The organism is Alkalicoccobacillus porphyridii, assembly GCF_007293315.1.
Taxonomy (GTDB): domain Bacteria; phylum Bacillota; class Bacilli; order Bacillales; family Bacillaceae_D; genus Alkalicoccobacillus; species Alkalicoccobacillus porphyridii.
Window position 1 is genome coordinate 45,148 of the sequence record NZ_VLXZ01000001.1, and the last position, 21,574, is coordinate 66,721.

Annotated in this window: 18 protein-coding genes and 1 other annotated feature (1 of these 19 cut by a window edge); of the genes, 1 reads left to right on the forward strand and 17 read right to left on the reverse strand. The window is 40.8% G+C overall.

Annotation, left to right across the window (positions count from 1 at the left end; all coding sequences use genetic code 11):
* Positions 1–183, reverse strand: a binding site (T-box leader) (it extends 39 nt beyond the left edge of the window).
* A 44-nt stretch (positions 184–227) separates the two neighbouring features.
* The 14 genes from ytxC to FN960_RS00290 form a co-directional block, all read right to left on the reverse strand.
* Complete coding sequence (gene ytxC / locus FN960_RS00225) at positions 228–1,097, reverse strand: putative sporulation protein YtxC (protein WP_143846364.1); 870 nt, start codon at positions 1,095–1,097, stop codon at positions 228–230.
* Positions 1,098–1,940: 843 nt separating this feature from the next.
* Positions 1,941–3,053, reverse strand: a complete 1,113-nt coding sequence (mqnC, locus tag FN960_RS00230; protein WP_143846365.1) for a cyclic dehypoxanthinyl futalosine synthase — start codon at positions 3,051–3,053, stop codon at positions 1,941–1,943.
* Between the two features lie 99 nt (positions 3,054–3,152).
* Positions 3,153–4,082: a primosomal protein DnaI gene (dnaI, locus tag FN960_RS00235; protein WP_143846366.1), complete on the reverse strand. Its 930-nt coding sequence runs from the start codon at positions 4,080–4,082 to the stop codon at positions 3,153–3,155.
* Positions 4,083–4,085: 3 nt separating this feature from the next.
* Complete coding sequence (locus FN960_RS00240) at positions 4,086–5,522, reverse strand: replication initiation and membrane attachment family protein (RefSeq protein WP_143846367.1); 1,437 nt, start codon at positions 5,520–5,522, stop codon at positions 4,086–4,088.
* 83 nt (positions 5,523–5,605) lie between these two features.
* A complete protein-coding gene (nrdR, locus tag FN960_RS00245) occupies positions 5,606–6,064 on the reverse strand; it encodes a transcriptional regulator NrdR (protein WP_143846368.1) in 459 nt (152 codons plus the stop codon).
* A gap of 78 nt (positions 6,065–6,142) precedes the next feature.
* Complete coding sequence (locus tag FN960_RS00250; protein ID WP_143846369.1) at positions 6,143–6,544, reverse strand: DUF1499 domain-containing protein; 402 nt, start codon at positions 6,542–6,544, stop codon at positions 6,143–6,145.
* 101 nt (positions 6,545–6,645) lie between these two features.
* A complete protein-coding gene (gene speD, locus FN960_RS00255; RefSeq protein WP_143846370.1) occupies positions 6,646–7,029 on the reverse strand; it encodes an adenosylmethionine decarboxylase in 384 nt (127 codons plus the stop codon).
* A gap of 387 nt (positions 7,030–7,416) precedes the next feature.
* Positions 7,417–8,439 carry a glyceraldehyde-3-phosphate dehydrogenase gene (locus FN960_RS00260; protein WP_143846371.1) on the reverse strand — a complete coding sequence of 341 codons (1,023 nt, stop codon included), beginning with the start codon at positions 8,437–8,439 and terminating at the stop codon, positions 7,417–7,419.
* Positions 8,440–8,565: 126 nt separating this feature from the next.
* Entirely contained in the window at positions 8,566–9,168 is a 603-nt protein-coding gene (coaE, locus tag FN960_RS00265; protein ID WP_143846372.1) for a dephospho-CoA kinase, read from the reverse strand.
* A 19-nt stretch (positions 9,169–9,187) separates the two neighbouring features.
* Positions 9,188–9,829 (reverse strand): sporulation membrane protein YtaF, encoded by a 642-nt coding sequence (gene ytaF, locus FN960_RS00270; protein WP_143846373.1) that lies wholly within the window; start codon positions 9,827–9,829, stop codon positions 9,188–9,190.
* Positions 9,830–9,899: 70 nt separating this feature from the next.
* Positions 9,900–10,724, reverse strand: a complete 825-nt coding sequence (gene mutM / locus FN960_RS00275; RefSeq protein WP_143846374.1) for a DNA-formamidopyrimidine glycosylase — start codon at positions 10,722–10,724, stop codon at positions 9,900–9,902.
* 27 nt (positions 10,725–10,751) lie between these two features.
* Complete coding sequence (polA, locus tag FN960_RS00280; protein WP_143846375.1) at positions 10,752–13,382, reverse strand: DNA polymerase I; 2,631 nt, start codon at positions 13,380–13,382, stop codon at positions 10,752–10,754.
* Between the two features lie 249 nt (positions 13,383–13,631).
* Entirely contained in the window at positions 13,632–15,416 is a 1,785-nt protein-coding gene (pnpS, locus tag FN960_RS00285; RefSeq protein WP_143846376.1) for a two-component system histidine kinase PnpS, read from the reverse strand.
* Positions 15,409–16,128, reverse strand: coding sequence for a response regulator transcription factor (locus FN960_RS00290; protein ID WP_143846377.1), 720 nt, complete (start codon positions 16,126–16,128; stop codon positions 15,409–15,411). Before FN960_RS00290 ends, pnpS begins: the two co-directional genes overlap by 8 nt.
* Positions 16,129–16,652: 524 nt before the next feature.
* Here FN960_RS00290 and FN960_RS00295 point away from each other — a divergent pair.
* Complete coding sequence (locus FN960_RS00295; protein WP_143846378.1) at positions 16,653–17,102, forward strand: AraC family transcriptional regulator; 450 nt, start codon at positions 16,653–16,655, stop codon at positions 17,100–17,102.
* An 898-nt stretch (positions 17,103–18,000) separates the two neighbouring features.
* Here FN960_RS00295 and mdh read toward each other — a convergent pair.
* The 3 genes from mdh to citZ form a co-directional block, all read right to left on the reverse strand.
* Positions 18,001–18,945 carry a malate dehydrogenase gene (mdh, locus tag FN960_RS00300; protein WP_143846379.1) on the reverse strand — a complete coding sequence of 315 codons (945 nt, stop codon included), beginning with the start codon at positions 18,943–18,945 and terminating at the stop codon, positions 18,001–18,003.
* 42 nt (positions 18,946–18,987) lie between these two features.
* Positions 18,988–20,259 carry an NADP-dependent isocitrate dehydrogenase gene (gene icd / locus FN960_RS00305; protein WP_143846380.1) on the reverse strand — a complete coding sequence of 424 codons (1,272 nt, stop codon included), beginning with the start codon at positions 20,257–20,259 and terminating at the stop codon, positions 18,988–18,990.
* A 98-nt stretch (positions 20,260–20,357) separates the two neighbouring features.
* Positions 20,358–21,473 carry a citrate synthase gene (gene citZ, locus FN960_RS00310; RefSeq protein ID WP_143846381.1) on the reverse strand — a complete coding sequence of 372 codons (1,116 nt, stop codon included), beginning with the start codon at positions 21,471–21,473 and terminating at the stop codon, positions 20,358–20,360.
* Positions 21,474–21,574: the final 101 nt, after the last annotated feature.

Here is a 21,574-nt window from a genome sequence, read left to right on the forward strand (position 1 = left end):
CGTAAACTACGGCTTATCATGCTGTTAACGGTAGCGAGCCGGTATCGGATACTATTACATAAGAAGTTCCCCGATACAGTTCAAAGGTGGTAAGGTCGCATTCCGTGTTTTGAGGCTCTCACCAATCACCTCATTCTCTGAAAAACCTGCAAAAACGCCTCGTATCCTCATCAACACTATTCATATCATTAATATGTAGTATATTATAGGGAGGCTCAGGCTAAAAATCAAGTAGGTTTGTGATTTTTTTGAGAATGTTCTTTAAGAGGATAAATATGGAGTCGTTCTTCAAAAATTGCCTGAACAGACAGTACAATCCCGTTTTCAGGACTGTCTGTAAATAAATGAATGGTCTTAGGTGCCATACTAACTAGCGGACTAATCATAATATCCTGCAAGTCTGCCCCTTCTTCAAATACTAGCTCTTCCTCAAGATAATACAGGATCTCTTCTTTTGTTAGCTCGCGAAACTGCTGATCATAAATGGTAAATGTGTCCTCGTGTACAATGTACAGACAGTTAACCTTTGGCGTGGTTTTTCTTAAATGCTGCCTGCAATTCTCAAGCATGTTCTGATAATCCTGTTCAAGCATATATTCATCAATCGCCATTTCTACACAATCAATTAAAAGCTCGCCATATTCACGAAGTCTAAAGGTTAAAAACGGCTCGTAATAAAAAGAAGTATCTTCTTCAATGTTTGCCGCAAACGCTTGATAAATAAATTCTTTACGATTAAAGAACATCTGAATATCGGGAAGATCGGACCTCTCCCCTTCTAAGACAGCCTTAGCAATAGATAAGATCTGATGCTGCTCATCCTGATCTGTAAAATAAAACATCTGCTCTATAATTGTTAAGAGCCATTCCTCCTCTTTACTATTCACAACAAATTCAGTTAGTACGGAAGCAAGAAGCGGATGAAACGAATCATAAAAGCTGACTTGAACATCTTCATACTTCACATACAGCACGGCCTCATTTTCTAGCTCTAGATCAACACCTAAACCAAGAGGCTGATATTTCTGCACATAATTAGCTAGCTCTTGATATAGCTTCGAACAATCCAGCTTCTCCTCAAAATGGATAGCAATCAAGCTTACTCCCCCTTACATTTCAAACTCATCTATACAAAGTCGTCCTTATGCCTGTCTTGGGCTCTATCTCATCTTATGTATAAATAAGCAGAACATACCGGGTTTGTTGAGTTTTTTTATCCGACATAATGCTTCATAAAAGACGCCAGAATCTTTGGCATTTCGCGGGTTGTTGCTTCAGAATCGCTCCCAAAAACTGAAGGTGCGCTTACCTCGGGTTTGGGAGCTTGTTTTAGTTAGAAGTTGGAGGAATCTAGGCTTTTTATCAAGATGCTGCTGCTCATTACCAAGGCGGGACTGCTCTTTACTAAGACCAATAGGTGCTTTTTCAAGAGCCTGGCCTCCTTACCAAGACCGTAACACTCTTTACCAAGATCAACGGGTGCTTTTCCAAGATCCTGACCTCCTTACCAAGACAGTGACTCTCTTTACCAAGACCAATAGGCGCTTTTCCAAGAGCCTGACCTCCTTACCAAGACAGCGACTCTCTTTACCAAGACCAATAGGTGCTTTTCCAAGAGCCTGACCTCCTTACCAAGACAGTAACACTCTTTACCAAGACCAATAGGCGCTTTTCCAAGATCCTAGCCTCCTTACCAAGACCGTGACTCTCTTTACCAAGACGAACAGATTCTTTTCCAAGAGCCGTACCTCCTTACCAAGACAGCGACTCTCTTTACCAAGACGAACAGATTCTTTCCAAGAGCCGTACCTCCTTACCAAGACTGCGACTCTCTTTACCAAGACAAACGCATACTTTACCAAGCGCTCCATCTCTAATGGCACACGAAGCCCCTCACAAAGAAAAACCCCCTCATCCGAAGGACGAGGGGGTTACCAATTTTAATTCTGCATAATAAAATCTTTTTCTGCTGACTCTTCTTCATCAAACACACGAACAATATCGTAACCAGTTGTGCGTTGAGCAGGGATTTTTCCTGCTTCGCGGATTAAGCGTAAGGTTAAATTGGTATTCACCTTATGGGTTGTGTTCGCTGCAGATACTACGTTCTCTTCCATCATCGTGGAGCCGAAGTCATTACAGCCAAAATGAAGAGACTGCTTTCCGACCTCTGGTCCCATCGTTACCCAAGATGATTGGAAGTTCGGGATGTTATCCAAGAAGATACGAGAGATCGCTACATTTTTTAAGTAGTCTTCTTTTGTCAGCTTCTTCAAGCGTCTTAAACCAGTGTTCTCTGGTTGGAGCAACCAAGAAATAAATGCAGTAAAACACTCTGTTTCATCCTGTGCATCACGTACTCTTTGCAAGTGAAGGGCACGTTCTTCAAAGGATTCTCCAAACCCAATAACCATTGTTGCTGAGCCAAACATTCCGACTTTTTTGCTTGCTTTCATCGCGTCCATCCATTGTTCCCAGGTTACCTTCAAGCGGCTAACTCGCAATCTGGTTTCCTCTGTAAGAATTTCTGCGCCTCCACCAGGCATACTGTCAAGGCCAGCCTTATGAAGCTCACGAAGGACTTCTTCAACTGATAACTCAGACACCTCGGCAATTTTCCAGATCTCAGCTGGAGAGAAGGAATGCATCCAGATATCTGGGAATCGTTCTTTGATTCCTTTTAGTAGATTCGTATAATAATCAAGCTTCAGATTTGGATTGGTTCCACCTTGCATTAAAATTTCTGTTCCACCAACATCAAGTGTTTCTTGGATCTTAGAATAGATTACTTCATCATCCAATACATAGCCTTCTTTTGAATTGGGTGGGCGATAAAATGCACAAAAACTGCAGTATGTATCACAGAAGTTTGTGTAATTGACATTGCGTCCAATAACAAACGTTGTAACTGGCTCCGGATGCCACTTTTTCATAATAGTATCTGCGGCTCTTCCAAGCTTCTCTAAGTCATCACTTTCATATAATGTTACAGCGTCAGCCATGGAAATTCGTTCTCCATTCACTGCGCGTTCAAGTATCTCATCCACACTCATTTGATGTAACCCCCATCATCATTCCAAGGATATTTTCATCGTATCATAGAAAGATAGAAACTTCCAATACGGCAACTGAAAAAGGAGAGACGACGTGAGCTACCTGCCCCGTCTATTCTCCCCCTTAATTAATACCGATTTTGTTTGATGCTTGATTCGCTCCATAATACGTAAGGCTTTTAATTCTTCTGTTCCGCCCTTATCAGAGTATGACAAATGGCGCTCCAGTTCATCGTAATCGTAGTTCGAGGTAAACAACGTAGGTAGCTTCTCGAGCATACGATGCTGCAGGATCGTACCCAGTACATCATCTCTCGTCCAGCCCGATGTAGTTTCGGCGCCAATGTCATCCAAAATGAGCACTTCAGCTTTTTTCACTGCTTCTAGCTTATCTTGAAAAGAACCGTCACCAATGGCCTGACGCATTTCCCTAAAGAAATCTGGAGTATAGATTATAAATGTCTCAATTCCACGTACTTTTAACTCATTAGCAACCGCACCCATTAAATAGGTTTTGCCCACACCAAACTTCCCGTAAAAATATAGCCCCATGCCGTCCTCTCCAGGCTTGGCATTCATGGCAAATTGAAGAGCGACTTTACTGGCTTGCATACGTTCTGAATCCGCCTCTACCTGGTCAAAGCTCGCTGCAAGAATGTCTTTTGGTATATATAAAGAACGGATTAGCTTCTGCTCTTGCTTCTGTTTCTCTTCTTTCACTTTTAAACTGCATGCATGATAACTGATTTCAATGTGATTTCGTTCCACATAGAGCTCTGGCTGGTACCCTTGCATTAAGTTGGGGCAGCGTTTTAGGCCCGGACAGTTGTCACAATTCTCTCGTTCTTTTTTGTATTCATAGAGCTTAGTCATACCTGAAGTAATCATTTCATCTGTTACCTGATCTTGCTCCCTTAAAAATTGAGCGATGTGAGGACTTTTAAGCAACGACTGCTTCGTTTGGTTCAAACGCTGCTGCAAATCCTCGTTCCCTTGCCATGCCGAGAGTGAAGAATTAATACGCTCCATCTATTAGCTACCCCCTTTCTGTTGCTTTGTACGTCTAAGCTCTGCTAGCATTTCTTCAAAGCTTTGCTTTTGGTCTTGATCATCCGTCCCGGTGTCCTCAATTGTTGCTGCGGCGGATCCTTGTGCTTGTTTCTCTTCGACTAACCACTTAGGCAGCTTGTCTCGTTTTTGATTTCGTTTCCCCTGCTGCTTTTGATTCTGACCATATGAAGGATTTTGTTTCGCTTCAAGCTTATTCTGTTGTTCCTTTAAAGCTAGTTTCATTGCATCAGGAACTAATCTGACCTTTTTTCTTGTCCAATGTCCGGCGATTTTATCAATTAACGGTTTAGACAGCTTCATATCATACTGCCATAGCACATAATCAAGTAACACATTTACGACTCCAGGCAGCATCTGATAATCAAGAATAAGGCTCTCTACAATTTTAGCATCGGCAGTAGCAATTTGAGCGCCTTCAGACCTTAATTCCAACAATCGTAAAGGTGGAGTATTTTCATAAAATTGAATGGTTTTCTCTTCATCTGTTAATGCTTCTTTTGCATTCACTGAGCGATGCTGAGCTGGTTGCGTACGCAATCCCAGTCGCGGCGGAGTTGACCCATACTCTAAACGATACCAGTCTTGGGCTTTTTTCCTCAGTAGGCTGAGATCTACCTTATCATCATGCAGCACAGCCTGAGATACAATCTTACTCATCTCAATCGGTTCAATTCGGTAGACAAATGCTAGACGAATAATGGTTTCCTCTGCTTCCTCTGTCAATGCTTGTTCTGGCACAACAAAGCTGGAAAGTGAATTTTTCATTAAATCAAAATCAAAGTCTTCAAAATAGAAGCCCTGCTGATTCTTGCGCGAGAGGATCGTTTTGTCCTTCCCCTCCGTTAATGCTTCCCCTGTTTCTGATTTAAGGTTTGAAACCATTTCTGAATGATGGAGGGAGGTGTAAACCTCATCAAACGAATACGTTAATTCTGTAAACTCCGATAAAGGAACCGTATCTACGGAAAAACGATCTCTTAACTCACGATACTGTGTTTTTCCTAATCGATTAAAAAGGTAAACACTTAGTACATCATTTTCAAAAAATTGCTTAGGTGTCATGGGTGGCTGTAGTTCATAAAGGTAAAGCGTTTCGGATTCTTGTTTACGTTTATAGCTCTTCAGGAGTCCTATTCCTTCAAGCTTCTTTCTTTCCTCAAATATTTGAGCCAATGAAAGCTCCGTCATAAGCATTAAATGACGGTGAGTTTGCTCGGAACTGGACCATTGATCCTTCTCCATATGAGCCCATAATGTATGATAAAGACCATTTGCGACAGTACCAATTAAAGGCTGATATAATAAGATCAACACCTTTTGATCCATATCTGTTAAATAGTCAGATGTCCGTACGGTATACCTATCCACAGGAAGTAGCTCTCTCCAATGCCAGCTCAACTTAGAGCCCCCCTTTAAATCTTAAGTGAATGTATCGTATAAAAGAGTAAATAGGAGCTTAATAACGCTACGCGCTTAAGCTCCTATTCAGGCCTGTTCATAAGGTCTGTCAATTCCTTAATAAATACATTTATATCTTTAAATTGTCTGTAAACAGAAGCAAATCGAACGTACGCAACGTCGTCCACTTCAGCAAGTCTTTCCATCACTTGCTCACCCACGTCACGGCTGAGCATCTCATTTTTGCCGGTTCCTCTTAAATCTCTCTCTACATTATTAACTAGATTCTCCAGGGTTTCAAGGGGAACGGGACGCTTTTCACACGCACGAATTAATCCTCTTAGTATCTTCTCGCGGCTGAATTCCTGCCTTGTACCGTCTTTTTTGACCACAATAAGAGGGACCTCTTCTACCATCTCAAAGGTTGTAAATCGGTTTCCACAAGACTCGCATTCTCTTCTTCGCCGAATTGAACGAGCTTCATCACTTGGTCTTGAATCAAGCACTCTGGTACCATTGTAATGGCATGCTGGACAACGCATGTAATCATCTCCAACCTTCATACAAGTCATTCTACCTACTATATAAATATATAGAAAAAAGCGAGTGCTGACAAGCGATTAAAGAAGTTCTTTTCCCATACCAGATCCAATATAAGTTAAGTGCTTATCTAGTTTATTGTACATATGAATCAATTTTTTACGACTTTTGCCGAAATCTGAAGGAAGTACCGTACTGTGCGAGCAGGAAAAATCAACGGCCGTTTTAAAAGGTCTAACTGTAATTACAGATGCAACCAGCAGAAATTTTGCTCCAGACCCTTGTTCAATAATAATTTCCCCACGATCGGGTTCAGTTCGTTTCAGCTTGTATCCCTCTTCTTTGACAACAGCCTCCACAGCGTCTATTACTTTTTCTTTATTGCCCTTATAATATCGAGTTCTAAGTGCTTCAATAGTATGTTCTTCACCAGTTTCAGCATGATTTCTTGTTAGAAAATGCCATGTTTCTTTAAAGCCCATTGCACTACCCCCTTTTTTCATTCTATTAGTAAGCGTTATCATATATTTATCTAAAAAAGCGAATGTGCCTAAAGACATATTCGCTTTCTTAATACATTTGATTACTGATTAGTTTCTACAGCCACTTTTTCAGGCTTAACTGGCCCCATACCTCTTGGGACTTCGATCACTTCACTAGAAGTTGAATGAAGCTCTTTAGCAATGTAATTAGAAGCCAGATGCGGATCTAAATCTCCACAGGTGTACACATCTATACTCGCATAGCCGTGCTCAGGAAAGCTGTGAATCGTCAAATGTGATTCTGAGATAATAACCACTCCACTTACCCCATGAGGCGCAAACTTGTGGAATGCCACTTCTCTTACTTCAGCTCCCGCTTTAAGTGCGGCATCAACAAAAACCTGTTCAATTAAATCCATATTATTCAACTTTTCTACATTACAACCCCATAGTTCTGCAATAACATGCCGACCCATTGTGTCCATAAGTTGAATCCCCCTTTATTAATAATCATGCCCTTCCAAGCATGCAGTGCTATCTATACACACGGGGGAAAGTTAGTCCGATGAGGTCCTAACCCTTTCTGTGTAGAGATCCCACTTTGTTTACTCCATCAGAGCTCACGAAAACTAGTATACTTGGTTTTTGAAGTCAATGCAATAGAATGCGAGTGATACAGCTTATTTTTTCATCATAAAAATGACAAAAAGCTACACATTTCTGTGCAGCTTCAGCTTTGTGACAAAACTTATACAATGTAAAGCGAAAGATGTTGAGTACCTCTATTTCAGGTCCTACTTCTTTCCCGATATCTACTGCTCTTTCCCGATATCTGCTGCTCTTTCCCGATATCTGCCTCAGCTTTAATATAGTTAAACTGCTACTTCGTTTCTTAATCGATCTGCTACATAATTCATTAAGTCTACTACGCGGCATGAGTAGCCCCACTCGTTGTCATACCATGCCAATACTTTAACCTGGTGATTGCCAAGTACGCTTGTTGATAATCCATCAATAACTGATGATTGCTCTTCACCGTTAAAATCAATGGAGACTAATGGTTCGTCTGTATAGCCAAGAATGCCTGACATTTCTGCTTGACCAGCTTGCTTAAATGCTTGGTTCACTTCTTCAGCGGTTACTTCTTTTTTTAACTGAACTACGAGATCAACAAGTGAGACATTTGGCGTTGGAACTCTTAAGGCCATGCCATGAAGCCTTCCTTCAAGCTGTGGAAGTACTTTAGATATGGCTTTTGCCGCTCCGGTTGACGTTGGAATAATGGATTCACCACAAGCCCTTGCACGTCTGAGATCTTTATGAGGGTTGTCTATATTTTTTTGATCATTAGTATACGAATGAACTGTGGTCATCATACCGCTTTCAATTCCAAATTGCTGATCAAGAACCTTAGCTACTGGGGCTAGACAATTTGTGGTGCATGATGCATTTGAAATAATGTGATGAGAATCTGCATTGTAGTCATGCTCATTGACTCCCATAACAATCGTTACATCCTCGTCCTTGCCAGGGGCAGTAATGATGACCTTTTTAGCTCCAGCCTGTAAATGATATCCGGCCGTTTCTTTTGATTTAAATTTCCCTGTTGCTTCAATAACCACATCGATTTGCAGTTGATTCCAAGGTAATGCTTTTGGATCGCGTTCTTGATATAAGAGAATTTCTTTGTTATCTACGAATAGCTTTCCATTGATGACTTCTACTGGAGCAGTAAATTTCCCATGAATACTATCATACTTTATGAGGTGAGCAAGAGTATCTACTGGATACGATGCGTTAATTGCAACGATGCTTACTTGATTTTCTACTATGGCTTTTCTAAATACCATTCTACCTATTCGACCAAATCCATTAATCGCTACTTTAGGTTTCATAATCAATCCCGCCTCTCAAAGTGTTATACTTATTATCCTTATTCAGCATAATAAGTATAACACATATAAATATATAAGTTTATATTTTCAACAAAAAAACCGTGAATTAAACCAAATTGGTTTAATTCACGGTTTTTTTAGGATATTCCATTGGGAGAGAAGCTGCTCAAGCTCTTGTCTGGTTTCTGCTTTTGTTCCATCGTTTGAGATGACGCCATCTGCTCTGGATTCCTTTTCATCTATCGGTATTTGAGCTGCGATTCGTGCTCTCGCTTGCTCTTCTCCACTCTGATCTCTTTTTATCAGACGTTGAAGTTGAACGGCTGGGCTAACATATATCAGCAACACTCTGTCCACCATATGAAATAGATTGCTCTCATAGAGAAGGGGTATATCTAAAACAACGTGCGCATGCCCCTCTGCTGTATAGGAAACAGCAGCGCGACGCATTTCCTTTCGAACCTTAGGGTGAACAATGGCATTCAGCTTAAGACGCTCCTCTTCATTTGAAAAAATGCGCTGTCCAAGCAGCGCACGATTGATAGTGCCATCCTCTTGAACAATATCACTGCCAAACTCCGAGATCACTTCATCAAAAGCTGCCCCTTCTGGCTGCATAACCTCCTTAGCAATGAAGTCAGCATCTACAACCGGAAGACCGAATTCTTTTAACATTTCAGCGACCGTAGATTTACCCGTTGCAATGCCTCCAGTTAATCCAATGATCATAACTTCCTCCTACACTTCTTTAAAATCTCCATATTCCTAACATAATTAAAATCACACCGGGCAAAAAAGAAAGACGGTTCACCCAAGGAATATGGGAAAAACGAAAGCCACTTTTCATACCAAGCATGAGAAACAAACCACTCATTAATGCTACACATACAGAAAGTAACCATGGGGCGTAACCAAGTAAAGCTGCCCCTACTCCCGCTCCAAAAGCATCTAGTGACAGAGCAGCACCAAGAAGAACAGCTTCTCTGCCGGTTATTGATCCTGAATCATCGATATCGGCCTTTAATGGTTCACGTAATACATGAATAACAAATCCAAAGATCCTTAATTGAAAGTTGAACTGATTCTCTTTTCGTTTTCGTACAGGTTTAGGTGTTTTTTTAGCAGGGGCGTATACCTGCCATAGCGTAAATAATCCTATAAATATAAGTAAGAACGCACCTGTTGCTTCTGCCCACTCTACTGGCAGATAAGTAAAGATGGTTTTTCCAACTAGCATGGCAACTAAAATAGATACACCAGAACAACAGGCAATTAACATCAGAGACAGAAAGGGGATCTTCACCTTTCTTAACCCATAGGTTACTCCAACACCGTAGCTATCCAAGCTAAGGGCAAATGCCAAAACAAGTAGTGTCAGTAAGCCAGCCATGTCCGAACCCAGCTCCCTCCATAAACATTCAACTCATCATATGAAAGGAGCTTATCTCATGTACCTCTGCCTAGTTCTGACAGGTTGGGCAAAAGTGTGTGCCTCTACCACCAACAACCGTGCGTACAATCACATCTTCACAGTGCTTACATGGTTCGTTCTTTCGCCCATATACCTCAAGAGTTTGTTGGAACATCCCCATTTCGCCTTGACCGTTAACGTATGACTTGACTGAGCTTCCGCCCATCTCTACAGCTTGTGAAAGAGTTTGGACAATCTTTTCATGTAACAGCTTGAATTCATTTTTTGTAAGAGACTTGGCTAGTCGTTCAGGATGTATTCCCGCTCGAAACAACGCCTCATCTACGTAAATATTACCTAGACCTACAACCGTTTTCTGATCAAGTAGGAACGGTTTGATTTTTCGCGTTGTTCGATTAGCCGCTTCTTGCAATAAATTTAAAGTGAATTGCTCCGAAAAAGGCTCGACACCTAACTGGGATAGTGGCATCATAGTCTCTTCCATACCTTTTTCAAAAATATGCATCGTGCCAAATTTCCTTACATCCTGATAGCGCAGTTCCATCCCATCTGTAAAAGAAAAAATAACATGTGTATGAGGCACAGGGGCATCTTCATTTTTATAGACACCATACCGTCCTTCCATACGCAAATGCGAGACTAACACGATATCATTCAATTCAAAGAGTAGGAATTTTCCTCTTCTTTGCATAGAATGAATGGTTTGTCCTTTTAATTCTGCTTCAAACTGTTTTGTATCATCCGGTCGTTTAATAATATTTGGCCAAGCAATCTCAACGGCATCAATTGTTTTTCCTATAATTAAAGCTTCAAGTGTTCGTCTTACAGTTTCTACCTCTGGTAATTCTGGCATAACTTGTTCCGCATCCTTTTCCTTGATCTATTTCGCTTCGTACCACGTTTCCCCTACGGAAACATCCGCTTTCAGTGGGACGTTTAGTTCAATGGCAGCTTCCATAACCTCAGGTACTAGCTTTTGCATGAGGTCCAACTCATCCTCAGGCACTTCAAAAATTAGTTCATCGTGCACTGAGAGCAGCATTCTGCTCTTTAAGTTCTCTGTTTCTAAACGATCAGCCATATCAATCATCGCTTTTTTGATAATATCCGCAGCGGTTCCTTGAATTGGTGTATTCATGGCCGTCCGCTCAGCAAAGCTTCTTAAATTAAAGTTACGGCTCGTAAGCTCTGGTAGGTAGCGTCTGCGCTGTAATAATGTTGAGACATACCCATCCTCTCTCGCCTTTTCAACTACATCATGCATATAGTCCTTGACCTTTGGATAGCTTTCTAGATACCGTTCAATAAATTCTGCTGCTTCTTTCCTTGTAATATCCAAGCTCTGTGACAAACCGTAATCACTAATACCATAAACGATGCCAAAGTTAACGGCTTTAGAGCTTCTACGCATGTTAGAGGTCACTTCTGATTCCTTCACATGGAAAACATCCATCGCTGTTTTTGTGTGGATATCCATATCATTTTTGAAGGCTTCCATCAGCCCATCATCCTCTGAAATATGTGCAAGCACCCGCAGCTCAATTTGGGAGTAATCCGCCGCTAAAATCGACCATTTCTCTTCAGAAGGAATAAATGCTTTACGTATCTTTCTACCTTCCTCTAGACGAATCGGGATATTTTGTAGGTTTGGATCGGTTGAACTTAGTCTTCCCGTTTGTGTTAACGCCTGATTATAGCGAGTATGGATACGACCCGTGCTCTCTTCAACAACCTTTAGCAACCCTTCAATATATGTTGAGTAGAGCTTACCAAGCTGGCGGTAGAGAAGAATGTGCTCAATAATTTCATGTTTTCCTGCTAGCTTTTCAAGAACATCCGCAGACGTCGAATAACCGGTTTTCGTTTTTTTCACTGGAGGCAGTCCCATTTTTTCAAAAAGAACTTCGCCAAGCTGCTTTGGAGAGTTGATATTAAACTCCGTCTCTGCCTTTTCATGAATCGTTTTCTCTAAGTCTTTTAAGCGGTTCGACAAGTCTTCTCCCATTTGCTCTAATTGCTGCTTGTCCACCTTGATACCTGCTGTTTCCATACGTCCAAGTACAATGGATAAGGGCATTTCCAGCTCAAAGAAAAGGGAGGATTGATCGTTCTTCTCTAATTCTTTTTCTATGTCGGCTTTTAACGAATAGACTGCCGCTGCTTTTCTTCCAAGGTGATCGCTTAACTGCTCCTCATCAGGAATACGCTGCTTAGCACCTTTGCCATACACAGCTTCGTCCTCTTCAACAATAGATAGTCCTTTTCGTCTAGCGATTTCACTCATTTGGTGGGATGAAACCGATGGGTCAAGCAGGTAAGAAGCAATTAACAAATCAAATTCTACCCCTTCAAGAACAATATCCTGCCATCCTAAAGCAACAACCGTTCGTTTCGCATCAAAGACCCATTTCTTTTTTGTTTCATCCTTCGCCCATTCAACAAAACGTTCAGATTGAACAGCAATCTCTGTTGGCACAAAAAACGTTCCATTTTCATTAGAGAGCGCAAAGCCTTCAATTGGCGCGTGATGATAATGTTCACCTAATACTTCTGCTACAAAAGCTGTTGGGCTCACAATGTGTTCATCTTGAATCTCATCAACGATGGTCACATCGATCTTGCTTAATTCCTCTGTTTGGGTATTACCCTCTTCATCTGGAAGACGATTGAGTAATGAGGTGAAATCTAAATCCTTAAAGAAGGAGGATACCTTTTGAACGTCGTAATCTCCAAATGCAAGATCCTCTAACTTCACATCCACAGGAACTTCTTTAAAAATTGTTGCAAGCTTTTTACTGATTATCGCCTGCTCTCGATTCTCAATCAAACGTTCCTTCATCTTCTTACCAGAAATACTGTCAACAGAATCGAGCACCTTTTCCACTGTGCCATATTCCTTTAATAGCTTTAATGCCGTCTTTTCACCAATACCAGGAACACCTGGAATATTATCCGAGCTATCGCCCATTAACCCCTTTAGATCAATAATCTGTTCGGCTGAAATACCATATTTCTCATCGATTGCCTTCAAGTCATAATGATCCATATTGGTGATACCTTTTCTCGTTAAGTACACTTCTACTTTGTCCGTAACAAGCTGTAGCAAATCCTTATCTCCAGAAATGACTTTTACTTGCCAGCCATCCTGCTCCGCCCGTGCAGCTAATGTGCCGATAATATCATCTGCTTCATATTCTTTTGCTTCATATCGTTTGATGCCGTAAGAATCAAGCAACTCACGAATAAAAGGGAGCTGTTCTGAAAGCTCGGGTGGTGTCTTTTGCCTCGTTCCTTTATATTCGGAGTACGTTTTATGTCTAAAAGTTGACTTCCCTGCATCAAAGGCCACAAGTAAATGAGTCGGCTTGTCATCCTCTAGGATTTTCAAGAGCATGGTTGTAAAACCATAGACTGCGTTCGTGTAAATTCCTTTATCGTTCGATAGCAGAGGCAAAGCAAAAAAAGCTCTGTAAGCTATACTGTTTCCGTCTATTAAGATTAATTTCTTCATCTAAGATTCGCCTCATTTCTCTTTCATTGCTTGCATTAATTGTACCATAGGCGTACTTAAATAGAAAAAATGCGCACAAAAAAAGGACGAAAGCATAAGGGGGAGCTTTCGTCCGTCAAGGGGGTGAACAATAAGTCCAGTCAGGGTTAGATGGGACTGGATTTATCATTCTTGGTAGACCGTTCACTTATTGAGTATAAGGATAAGCTGTAAAACGGTCATAAAGCCCTTGTAAATGTTTTGTAAAGATTAATAAACCTCTTCCGGCTGTTCCTTTGGAAAAACTAACGTAAAAGTTGTACCCTCACCCGGGCGACTTGCAACATGAATACTTGCGTGGTGAGCCTCAGCCAGATGCTTTACAATTGCAAGCCCCAAGCCAGTCCCACCAGAGTTACGACTTCTTGCACGATCGATTCGGTAGAAACGCTCAAATAGTCTTGGGATCTCATTTTCTTCTATCCCAATACCCGTATCTGCTACACTTAACTCAACGGTTGAGCTTGTACCTTTGACTTGAACACGAATCTCACCATCTGCTGGTGTATACGTAACGGCATTGTTTATGATATTAATGAGGATTTGTTTCATACGCTCCGGATCCCCCGCCATCATCGAGTTTCCGTCTTCATTAAGTGTAAGCTCTATCCCCTTACTGTCAGCTTTATCCTTAAGCATTGTAATAACCTCTTCTGCTACTTGATAAAGTGACATATCCGTTACATGCACCTGAAAATGTGAACGCTCAATTTTAGAAAGCTCCAATAAATCATGGATTAAGCTCTGGAGTCGTTCGCTTTCCTTTAGAATAATCTTAAGAAACTTCTCTCGCAGCTTCTCTTCATCCATGGCTCCATCTAGCAAGGTTTCTGAGAAGCCCTTAATCGATGTGATAGGTGTTTTAAGCTCGTGTGACACATTAGCCACAAAATCCTTTCGTACCTGCTCAAGCTTTTTTTGTTCGGTAATGTCATGTAACACAAGCGTCATACCTCTAATTTTTCCAGTAACATCAAGGACGGGTGCACCATATACATCATAGATTCGCGGCATATAGGCATCACCCAGAGAAAGCTGATTTCGCTGTTTGGTTTCTGTTATAAATACAGATTGGATAAAATGAATGAGCGCAGATTCTTCCATTACATCATGGTATAAGCGATTTAACCACGAATCTTCCCCCACCTGAAAGATCATACGACTCGCTTTGTTCATAACAGATATATCTCCGCGAACATTAATAAGGAGTAGACCACTCCCCATGTTTTCAATTAGCGTCTCCATTCGTTCCTGCTGAGCTTGGTGACGTTTAGATATATAATCGAGATTATAAGCAAGCATGTTTAATGAACGGCTTAGTTGTCCTATTTCTGCATGTCTATTCTCAAAGGTTCTAGCAGAATAATCCCCTTTAGCCAGCCTTTTGGCTACTTTAACTGCTTCATCAATCGGTCGCATCATTTCATTAGTTACTCGAATAACCAATAAAGCAATAATGACAATAGCAAGAAAGAAACTAGCGCCAATGATCATCCAAATGGTGCGATCTACTGCCTGGAAATTAGTCATAGGTAACCCTAAACGAAAATAACCAACCATTTCATCATTCTCATCCACAATAGGCACAGCAAAGTATAACAGCTCTTGCCCAAGAGTTTCACTATAACGTATCTCATAACCGTCCGTGTTTGATCCTCTAATTTCTGGTCTGTCTAAGTGGTTATCAAGCGGCTGATCTGTTTCAGCAGATTCTCCTAAGACCTGTCCCTCTGTGTCTAAAATCGTGACCCTAGCTAAAATCCGCTCACTAATGATGTGTGATAAATCATCCATGTCCTGGGATGTACGGTTGGGATCAGAAAATAGCTCCTGAGCCATATAGGATCCTAGCCTTGCCTCACTTTCAAGTCTTTCACTTACGGTTTTTAAGTGAAAGTCCTTATACCAGTGACCAATTGCAAACCCCAACCCAGACATCACAAGGAATGTAATAATGGTGATAATAAAAATAAAACGAAAGCGAAGCTTATGCATCTAACAACGGCTCTTCCATCTTATAACCCAGTCCTCTTATTGTTTTAATATAAACCGGTTTCTTTGTATTCGGTTCAATCTTTTCTCGTAAGTGACTAATATGAACATCTACGATTCGAGTATCCCCTACAAACTCATAATCCCAAACGGCGTTAAGCAGCTGGTCTCTTGTTAATACTCTACCTTTATGATTAGCAAGATATAATAGAAGCTCAAATTCTTTAGGAGTCAGTGATAAAGATTGATCTCGGCAGGTGACTTCATAATTTTCAGGAAAGATATCAACTTCCCCAATTCGTATTAACTCTGTCGCTTCCTCAGGTGATTGTGCACTTAGTCCTGTTTGTGCAGCGCGACGTAAAATCGCTCTTACCCTTGCCACGACTTCTCTTGGACTAAATGGTTTTGTCATATAGTCGTCAGCTCCAAGCTCCAGCCCTAACACCTTATCGAATTCATCATCCTTTGCTGTCAGCATGAGGATGGGTGTATGAACCTTACTTAGTCGAAGCTGCTTACATACATCTATACCGTCCATCTCCGGTAGCATGAGATCGAGCACAATTAAATCGTATTTGTTCTGACGGGCAAGTTCTAAGCCTTGTGCACCGTCACTTGCTGTTTCTACTTCATACCCCGCTTGCTCCAGATTAAATTGAAGCAGGGTTACGATTGACTCTTCATCGTCTACTACCAATAGTCGTTTTACCATAGAGGCTAGTCTACACTCCTAACAATTAGATTGAACGGTCTTTTTTCTCTATTTACTTGTAGTATAACAAAAAAGCCGCCTGAACTTGTAAAAAGATTTTCAGGATGAGAATGAGGTGAGAGCTTTGGCTTCGCTCCCAGAATTGGTGGCACGCTGAGAAAGTGTTTTTCTTTTTATAGGATACTTACTGCTAGTTATATGAGCATGTCATATAACTTTTGAGAGGTGCTTCGGCTTCGCTCCCGAAATTGGCGGCACGCTTTCCGTGGGCGGGCGTTGAACTAAACTGGCTTGACGCCAGTGTATTTCAACTCTGCCCTTTCCTCCCACAGGAGTCGGCCGCCAATTTCGTCCGCTAGTAGAGGTGTACAAAATCTATTTGTCTAAAACAAATGAATTAATATTGAGATATAAAAAGAAAAATACATTGAAATAGATTCAGGACAAAGTCAAATTAATTTTAAAATTTTACTTGAAAAACATTTTATAACAAATTATATTTTTCAGTAAAGGAGGAGTGAAACATGAAAATAACTATTGAAGAGTTACCGAATTCAAGGATTGCTTATTTTAGGAGTATTGGGAAGTATGGTGGCAGGGCGCAATATAAGTCAATGGAGTCTTTTAAGAAGTGGTTAGAATCAAATGACGTATCGAGTCATTCTACCATTTTAGGTATACCGAAAGATAACCCTGAGATCACTCCAGAAGACAAATGTCGGTATGATGTTTGTGTGCTTATAGAAAATGAAAGCAAAGTGCCAAAACCTGCTCATATTGGTGAATTGTCGGGTGGGACATATGCAGTCTTCTTACTTGACCATACAAAAGAAGCAGTCAATGAATTTTGGAGCAATGTCTTTTCTCAGATAAAACGAAATAATCTTCTAATAAAAGAACAACCTATTATAGAAAGATATACTCAACAAATGATTGATAATCATTTGTGTGAGATATTAGTTCCTATTCAGTAAAATGTGATTACGATAGACCTTGTGCATCGTACTAACATCTTGCTTATACTTTTACTTTAAAGTTTCTAGTTTGAAATATATCCTCTCATTTAAGCGGACGGGATGGCAGGCCGACTCCTAAGGGAATAAAGGGCAGGGCTGAAATGAACTGGCGTTAGCCAGTTTAGTTCATCGCCCTCCCTAGGAAAGCGTGCCTGCCATCCCGGTAGCGAAGTCAGAGCGACATATCATCTCTTTTATCTAAAATAAAGGAGTTAAGCACAAGATCATTCCAGAAGATGAATGTCGTTATGATATTTGCATCAAAATCGGCTCATTTTGATGAATTCTTTGATAAAACTTACACGTCTTCTTCCTTGATCATATTAGCGAGGCAGTCGCAGTAAGTAAATATTGTTGCAATATTTTTTCTGAGATAAAACAAAATAATCTTCTAATTAAGAGAACAAGCCATTGAAAGATATACTCCACAATTGTTTGATAAGGATGTATGTGAAATCTTACTATCTATTCAGTAAATACAGGACACTTCCAAGATTGTTATTAAATGAACAACCTGGCAGACCCATTTTGTCTTTTATCTTTTTAGTAGAAAACTTATTCAAAATATTGACACTCATTTAAGCGTAAGGGGAACCCGTAGACTCCTGCGGAACAGAACGAGTCTGAAGACATTGAAGTGGTGGTTTTCCACTTCGAGGGCTGAGGCCGTTCCCGCGGAAAGCGTAGGGTTCCCCTGTAGCGGCGCCATTCAGCTCATTCTTACATGACTTTTTCAGCGCCCGCCCACGGAAAACGTGCTGCCAATTCCGGGAGCGAAGATTAAGCTCCAACTTAGATTGCCCCTATAAATTAGATTTTAAAAAAGAGACGCACTGGGCGTCTCTTTTGTTTGTAATTATTCTTTTGGCAAAGCATCCATGACATTTCGAACGGAATCAACGGATTTGTCTAGCTGACTTTTTTCGTCTTCTGTCAGGTCTAGCTCAATGATTTTCTCAATGCCGTCGCCACCAAGAATGGTCGGTACACCAAGGTAGAGATCATTGTATCCATATTCGCCTTCAAGATAAGCGATTGTTGGAAGGACGCGCTTCTTATCCTTAAGAATGGCCTCAACCATTTGAGTTAACGATGCTGCAGGGGCATAGTAGGCACTGCCGTTCCCAAGTAATCCTACAATTTCGCCACCGCCTTTGCGGGTCCGCTCAACAATTTCGCCAATTCTATCTTCGGAAATCAAGCTACTAAGTGGAACTCCACCTGCTGCTGAATACCGAATAAGTGGTACCATATCATCTCCATGACCGCCAAGAACAAAACCAGTAATATCTTCAACTGATATGTTAAGCTCTTCAGCAATAAAGGAACGGAACCTTGCCGTATCAAGCACTCCAGATTGACCAATGACACGGTTTTTCGGGAATCCAGATTCCTTGTAAACCGTATATGTCATAGCATCTGCTGGATTTGTTAATACGATGATATAACAATTTGGAGAGTGTTTCACAACTTCTTTTGTCACAGATTTCATGATACCGGCATTGGTACTAACCAAATCATCTCGGCTCATTCCAGGCTTACGTGCAATACCTGCTGTAATCACCACGACATCAGAATCCTTGGTATCTTCATAGCTTGATGTGCCAATAATCTTTGAATCTGTGCCTTGAACGGGTGTTGCTTCAAACATATCTAACGCTTTCCCTTTTGTTGGTCCTTCCATGTCAGGAATATCAACAAGAACAACGTCACCTAGCTCTTTTTGTGCGACCATTAATGCGGTTGTTGCTCCAGTGAATCCTCCACCAACTACTGAGATTTTTCTGCGTTTTATAGCCATTTGACGTCCACTCCTTCAATCAATATCATCGATCATTATGAATTATGAAAGGTTTTTAATTAATTCATCAGCGAATCCTGAGCAAGAAACCTCAGTAGCGCCATCCATCAAACGAGCGAAGTCATAGGTTACTACCTTACTTCCAATCGTTTTGTCCATAGAATTCATAATCAGGTCAGCTGCTTCATTCCAGTTAAGGTGACGAAGTAAAAGCTCTCCAGATAATAGAACAGAAGATGGATTCACCTTATCAAGTCCTGCATATTTAGGTGCAGTACCATGAGTTGCTTCAAAAATAGCATGTCCTGTGTCGTAGTTAATGTTGGCTCCAGGAGCAATACCAATTCCACCAACCTGTGCAGCTAAAGCATCAGAAATGTAATCACCGTTTAGGTTCATTGTTGCAACAACATCAAACTCTTTTGGACGTGTAAGAATTTGTTGTAGGAAGATATCAGCAATTGAGTCTTTTACAACAATTTTGCCAGCAGCTTCTGCCTCAGATTGTGCTTTATCAGCAGCTTCTCTACCATCAGCTTCAACAATCTTGTCATATTGAGCCCATGTGAATACTTTATCGCCATACTCACGCTCAGCAAGCTCGTAACCCCAAGCTTTAAATGCACCTTCAGTATATTTCATGATATTACCTTTATGAACAAGTGTTACGCTCTTACGACCTTCGGTTAGAGCATATTCAATAGCTGAGCGCACAAGACGCTCTGTACCCTCTTTTGAAACTGGCTTAATACCAATTCCAGATGTTTCAGGGAAACGGATTTTCTTTGCTCCCATTTCGTTTTTCAAGAATTCAACAAGCTTCTTCACTTCATCAGAACCTTCTTGATACTCGATTCCAGCATAGATATCTTCTGAGTTCTCACGGAAGATAACCATGTCTACCTCTTCAGGACGTTTTACTGGTGATGGAACACCATCAAAGTAACGAACTGGACGAAGGCATGTATATAGGTCAAGTTCTTGGCGAAGAGCAACGTTTAATGAGCGAATGCCGCCACCAACTGGAGTCGTTAATGGTCCTTTAATTGCGATTAAGTATTCACGAACCGCATCAAGAGTTTCTTCAGGTAACCAGCTTCCAGTTTCATTATAAGCTTTTTCCCCTGCAAGAATTTCTTTCCATACAATTTTCTTTTCGCCATTGTATGCTTTTTCTACTGCAGCATCTAATACACGAGAAGCAGCTGCCCAGATATCTGGACCAATACCGTCTCCTTCGATATAAGGAATAATTGGTTCGTTAGGTACATCCAACACACCGTTGTTTACTTTAATGATTTCTCCATTAGCCATCTTTCTCAACCTCCCAAAAATATTTAGCCCAATCTGAATGATCGGCGATTTTTTTTAAATATATGTACTAGGAGGAAACTCCTCCTGTCATACCTGAATTAGCGTTGTTCTACTGCAACGTATTCTTGCTTTCCTGGTCCTACATACTCAGCTCTTGGACGAATAAGGCGATTATTTGCATATTGCTCAAGAATATGAGCAGTCCAGCCTGACGTTCTACTGATTGCAAAAATTGGCGTAAATAAATCATGCTCAATTCCTAAGCTGTGATATACACTTGCTGAATAAAAGTCTACATTTGGAAGTAGTCCTTTTTCTTGTTTTACAAGCTCTTCCACACGGAGTGAGATCTCATACCACTTTGTTTCACCTGTTGTGCTTGTTAGCTGTTTAGACATATCACGCAAGAACTTCGCACGCGGGTCTCCATTTTTGTAGACACGATGTCCAAAGCCCATAATCTTTTCTTTTTTCTCAAAGGCATTTTTAATATAAGATTCTACGTGATCTACATCACCAATTTCAGAAAGCATCTTCATAACAGCCTCATTCGCTCCACCATGAAGTGGCCCCTTTAGAGCACCTATTGCCGCTGTCATTCCAGAATAAACATCGGATAACGTGGCCACACATACTCTAGCGGTAAAGGTAGAAGCATTTAACTCATGATCAGCATGAAGGACAAGCGCTTTATTAAATGCTGTTACTTCTAGATCCTCAGGAAGCTCACCTTTCAGCATGTATAAGAAGTTCGCAGCAAAGCTTAACTCTTTGTTTGGTTTCACTGGCTCTTGGCCTTGGCGAATTCTCGAAAACGCTGTCACAATGGTTGGTATCTGTGCCTGGATTTTTAATGCTTTTAGACGGTTAGCTTCTTCATCCATCTTATCAGCGTCTTCATCAAATAATCCTAGCGTGGAAATTGCTGTCCGAAGAACACCCATTGGATGAACTTTATCAAGAGGAAGTGACTTAAGCTGATCAATCACTTGCTGTGGTACTTCAGCATAAGACATAAGCTCGTTGGAGAAATCGGTTAATTGACTTTTGTTCGGTAGCTTGCCATTCCAAAGAATGTATACAACTTCTTCAAAACTAGCATGTTTAGTCAAATCATTAATGTCATAGCCTTGATACGTTAATACGTCATCAATTATTGAGCTAACACTGGAAGTTGTCGCAACAATTCCTTCTAAACCTTTCGTACTGGTCATGCAAATCTCTCCTTTACATTAAAAACTTAAATCAGTTAAGTATTTTCCTTAATACCCTTTTATAAGCAAATCATTACTAATTTGAAAGCCACTACCTGTAT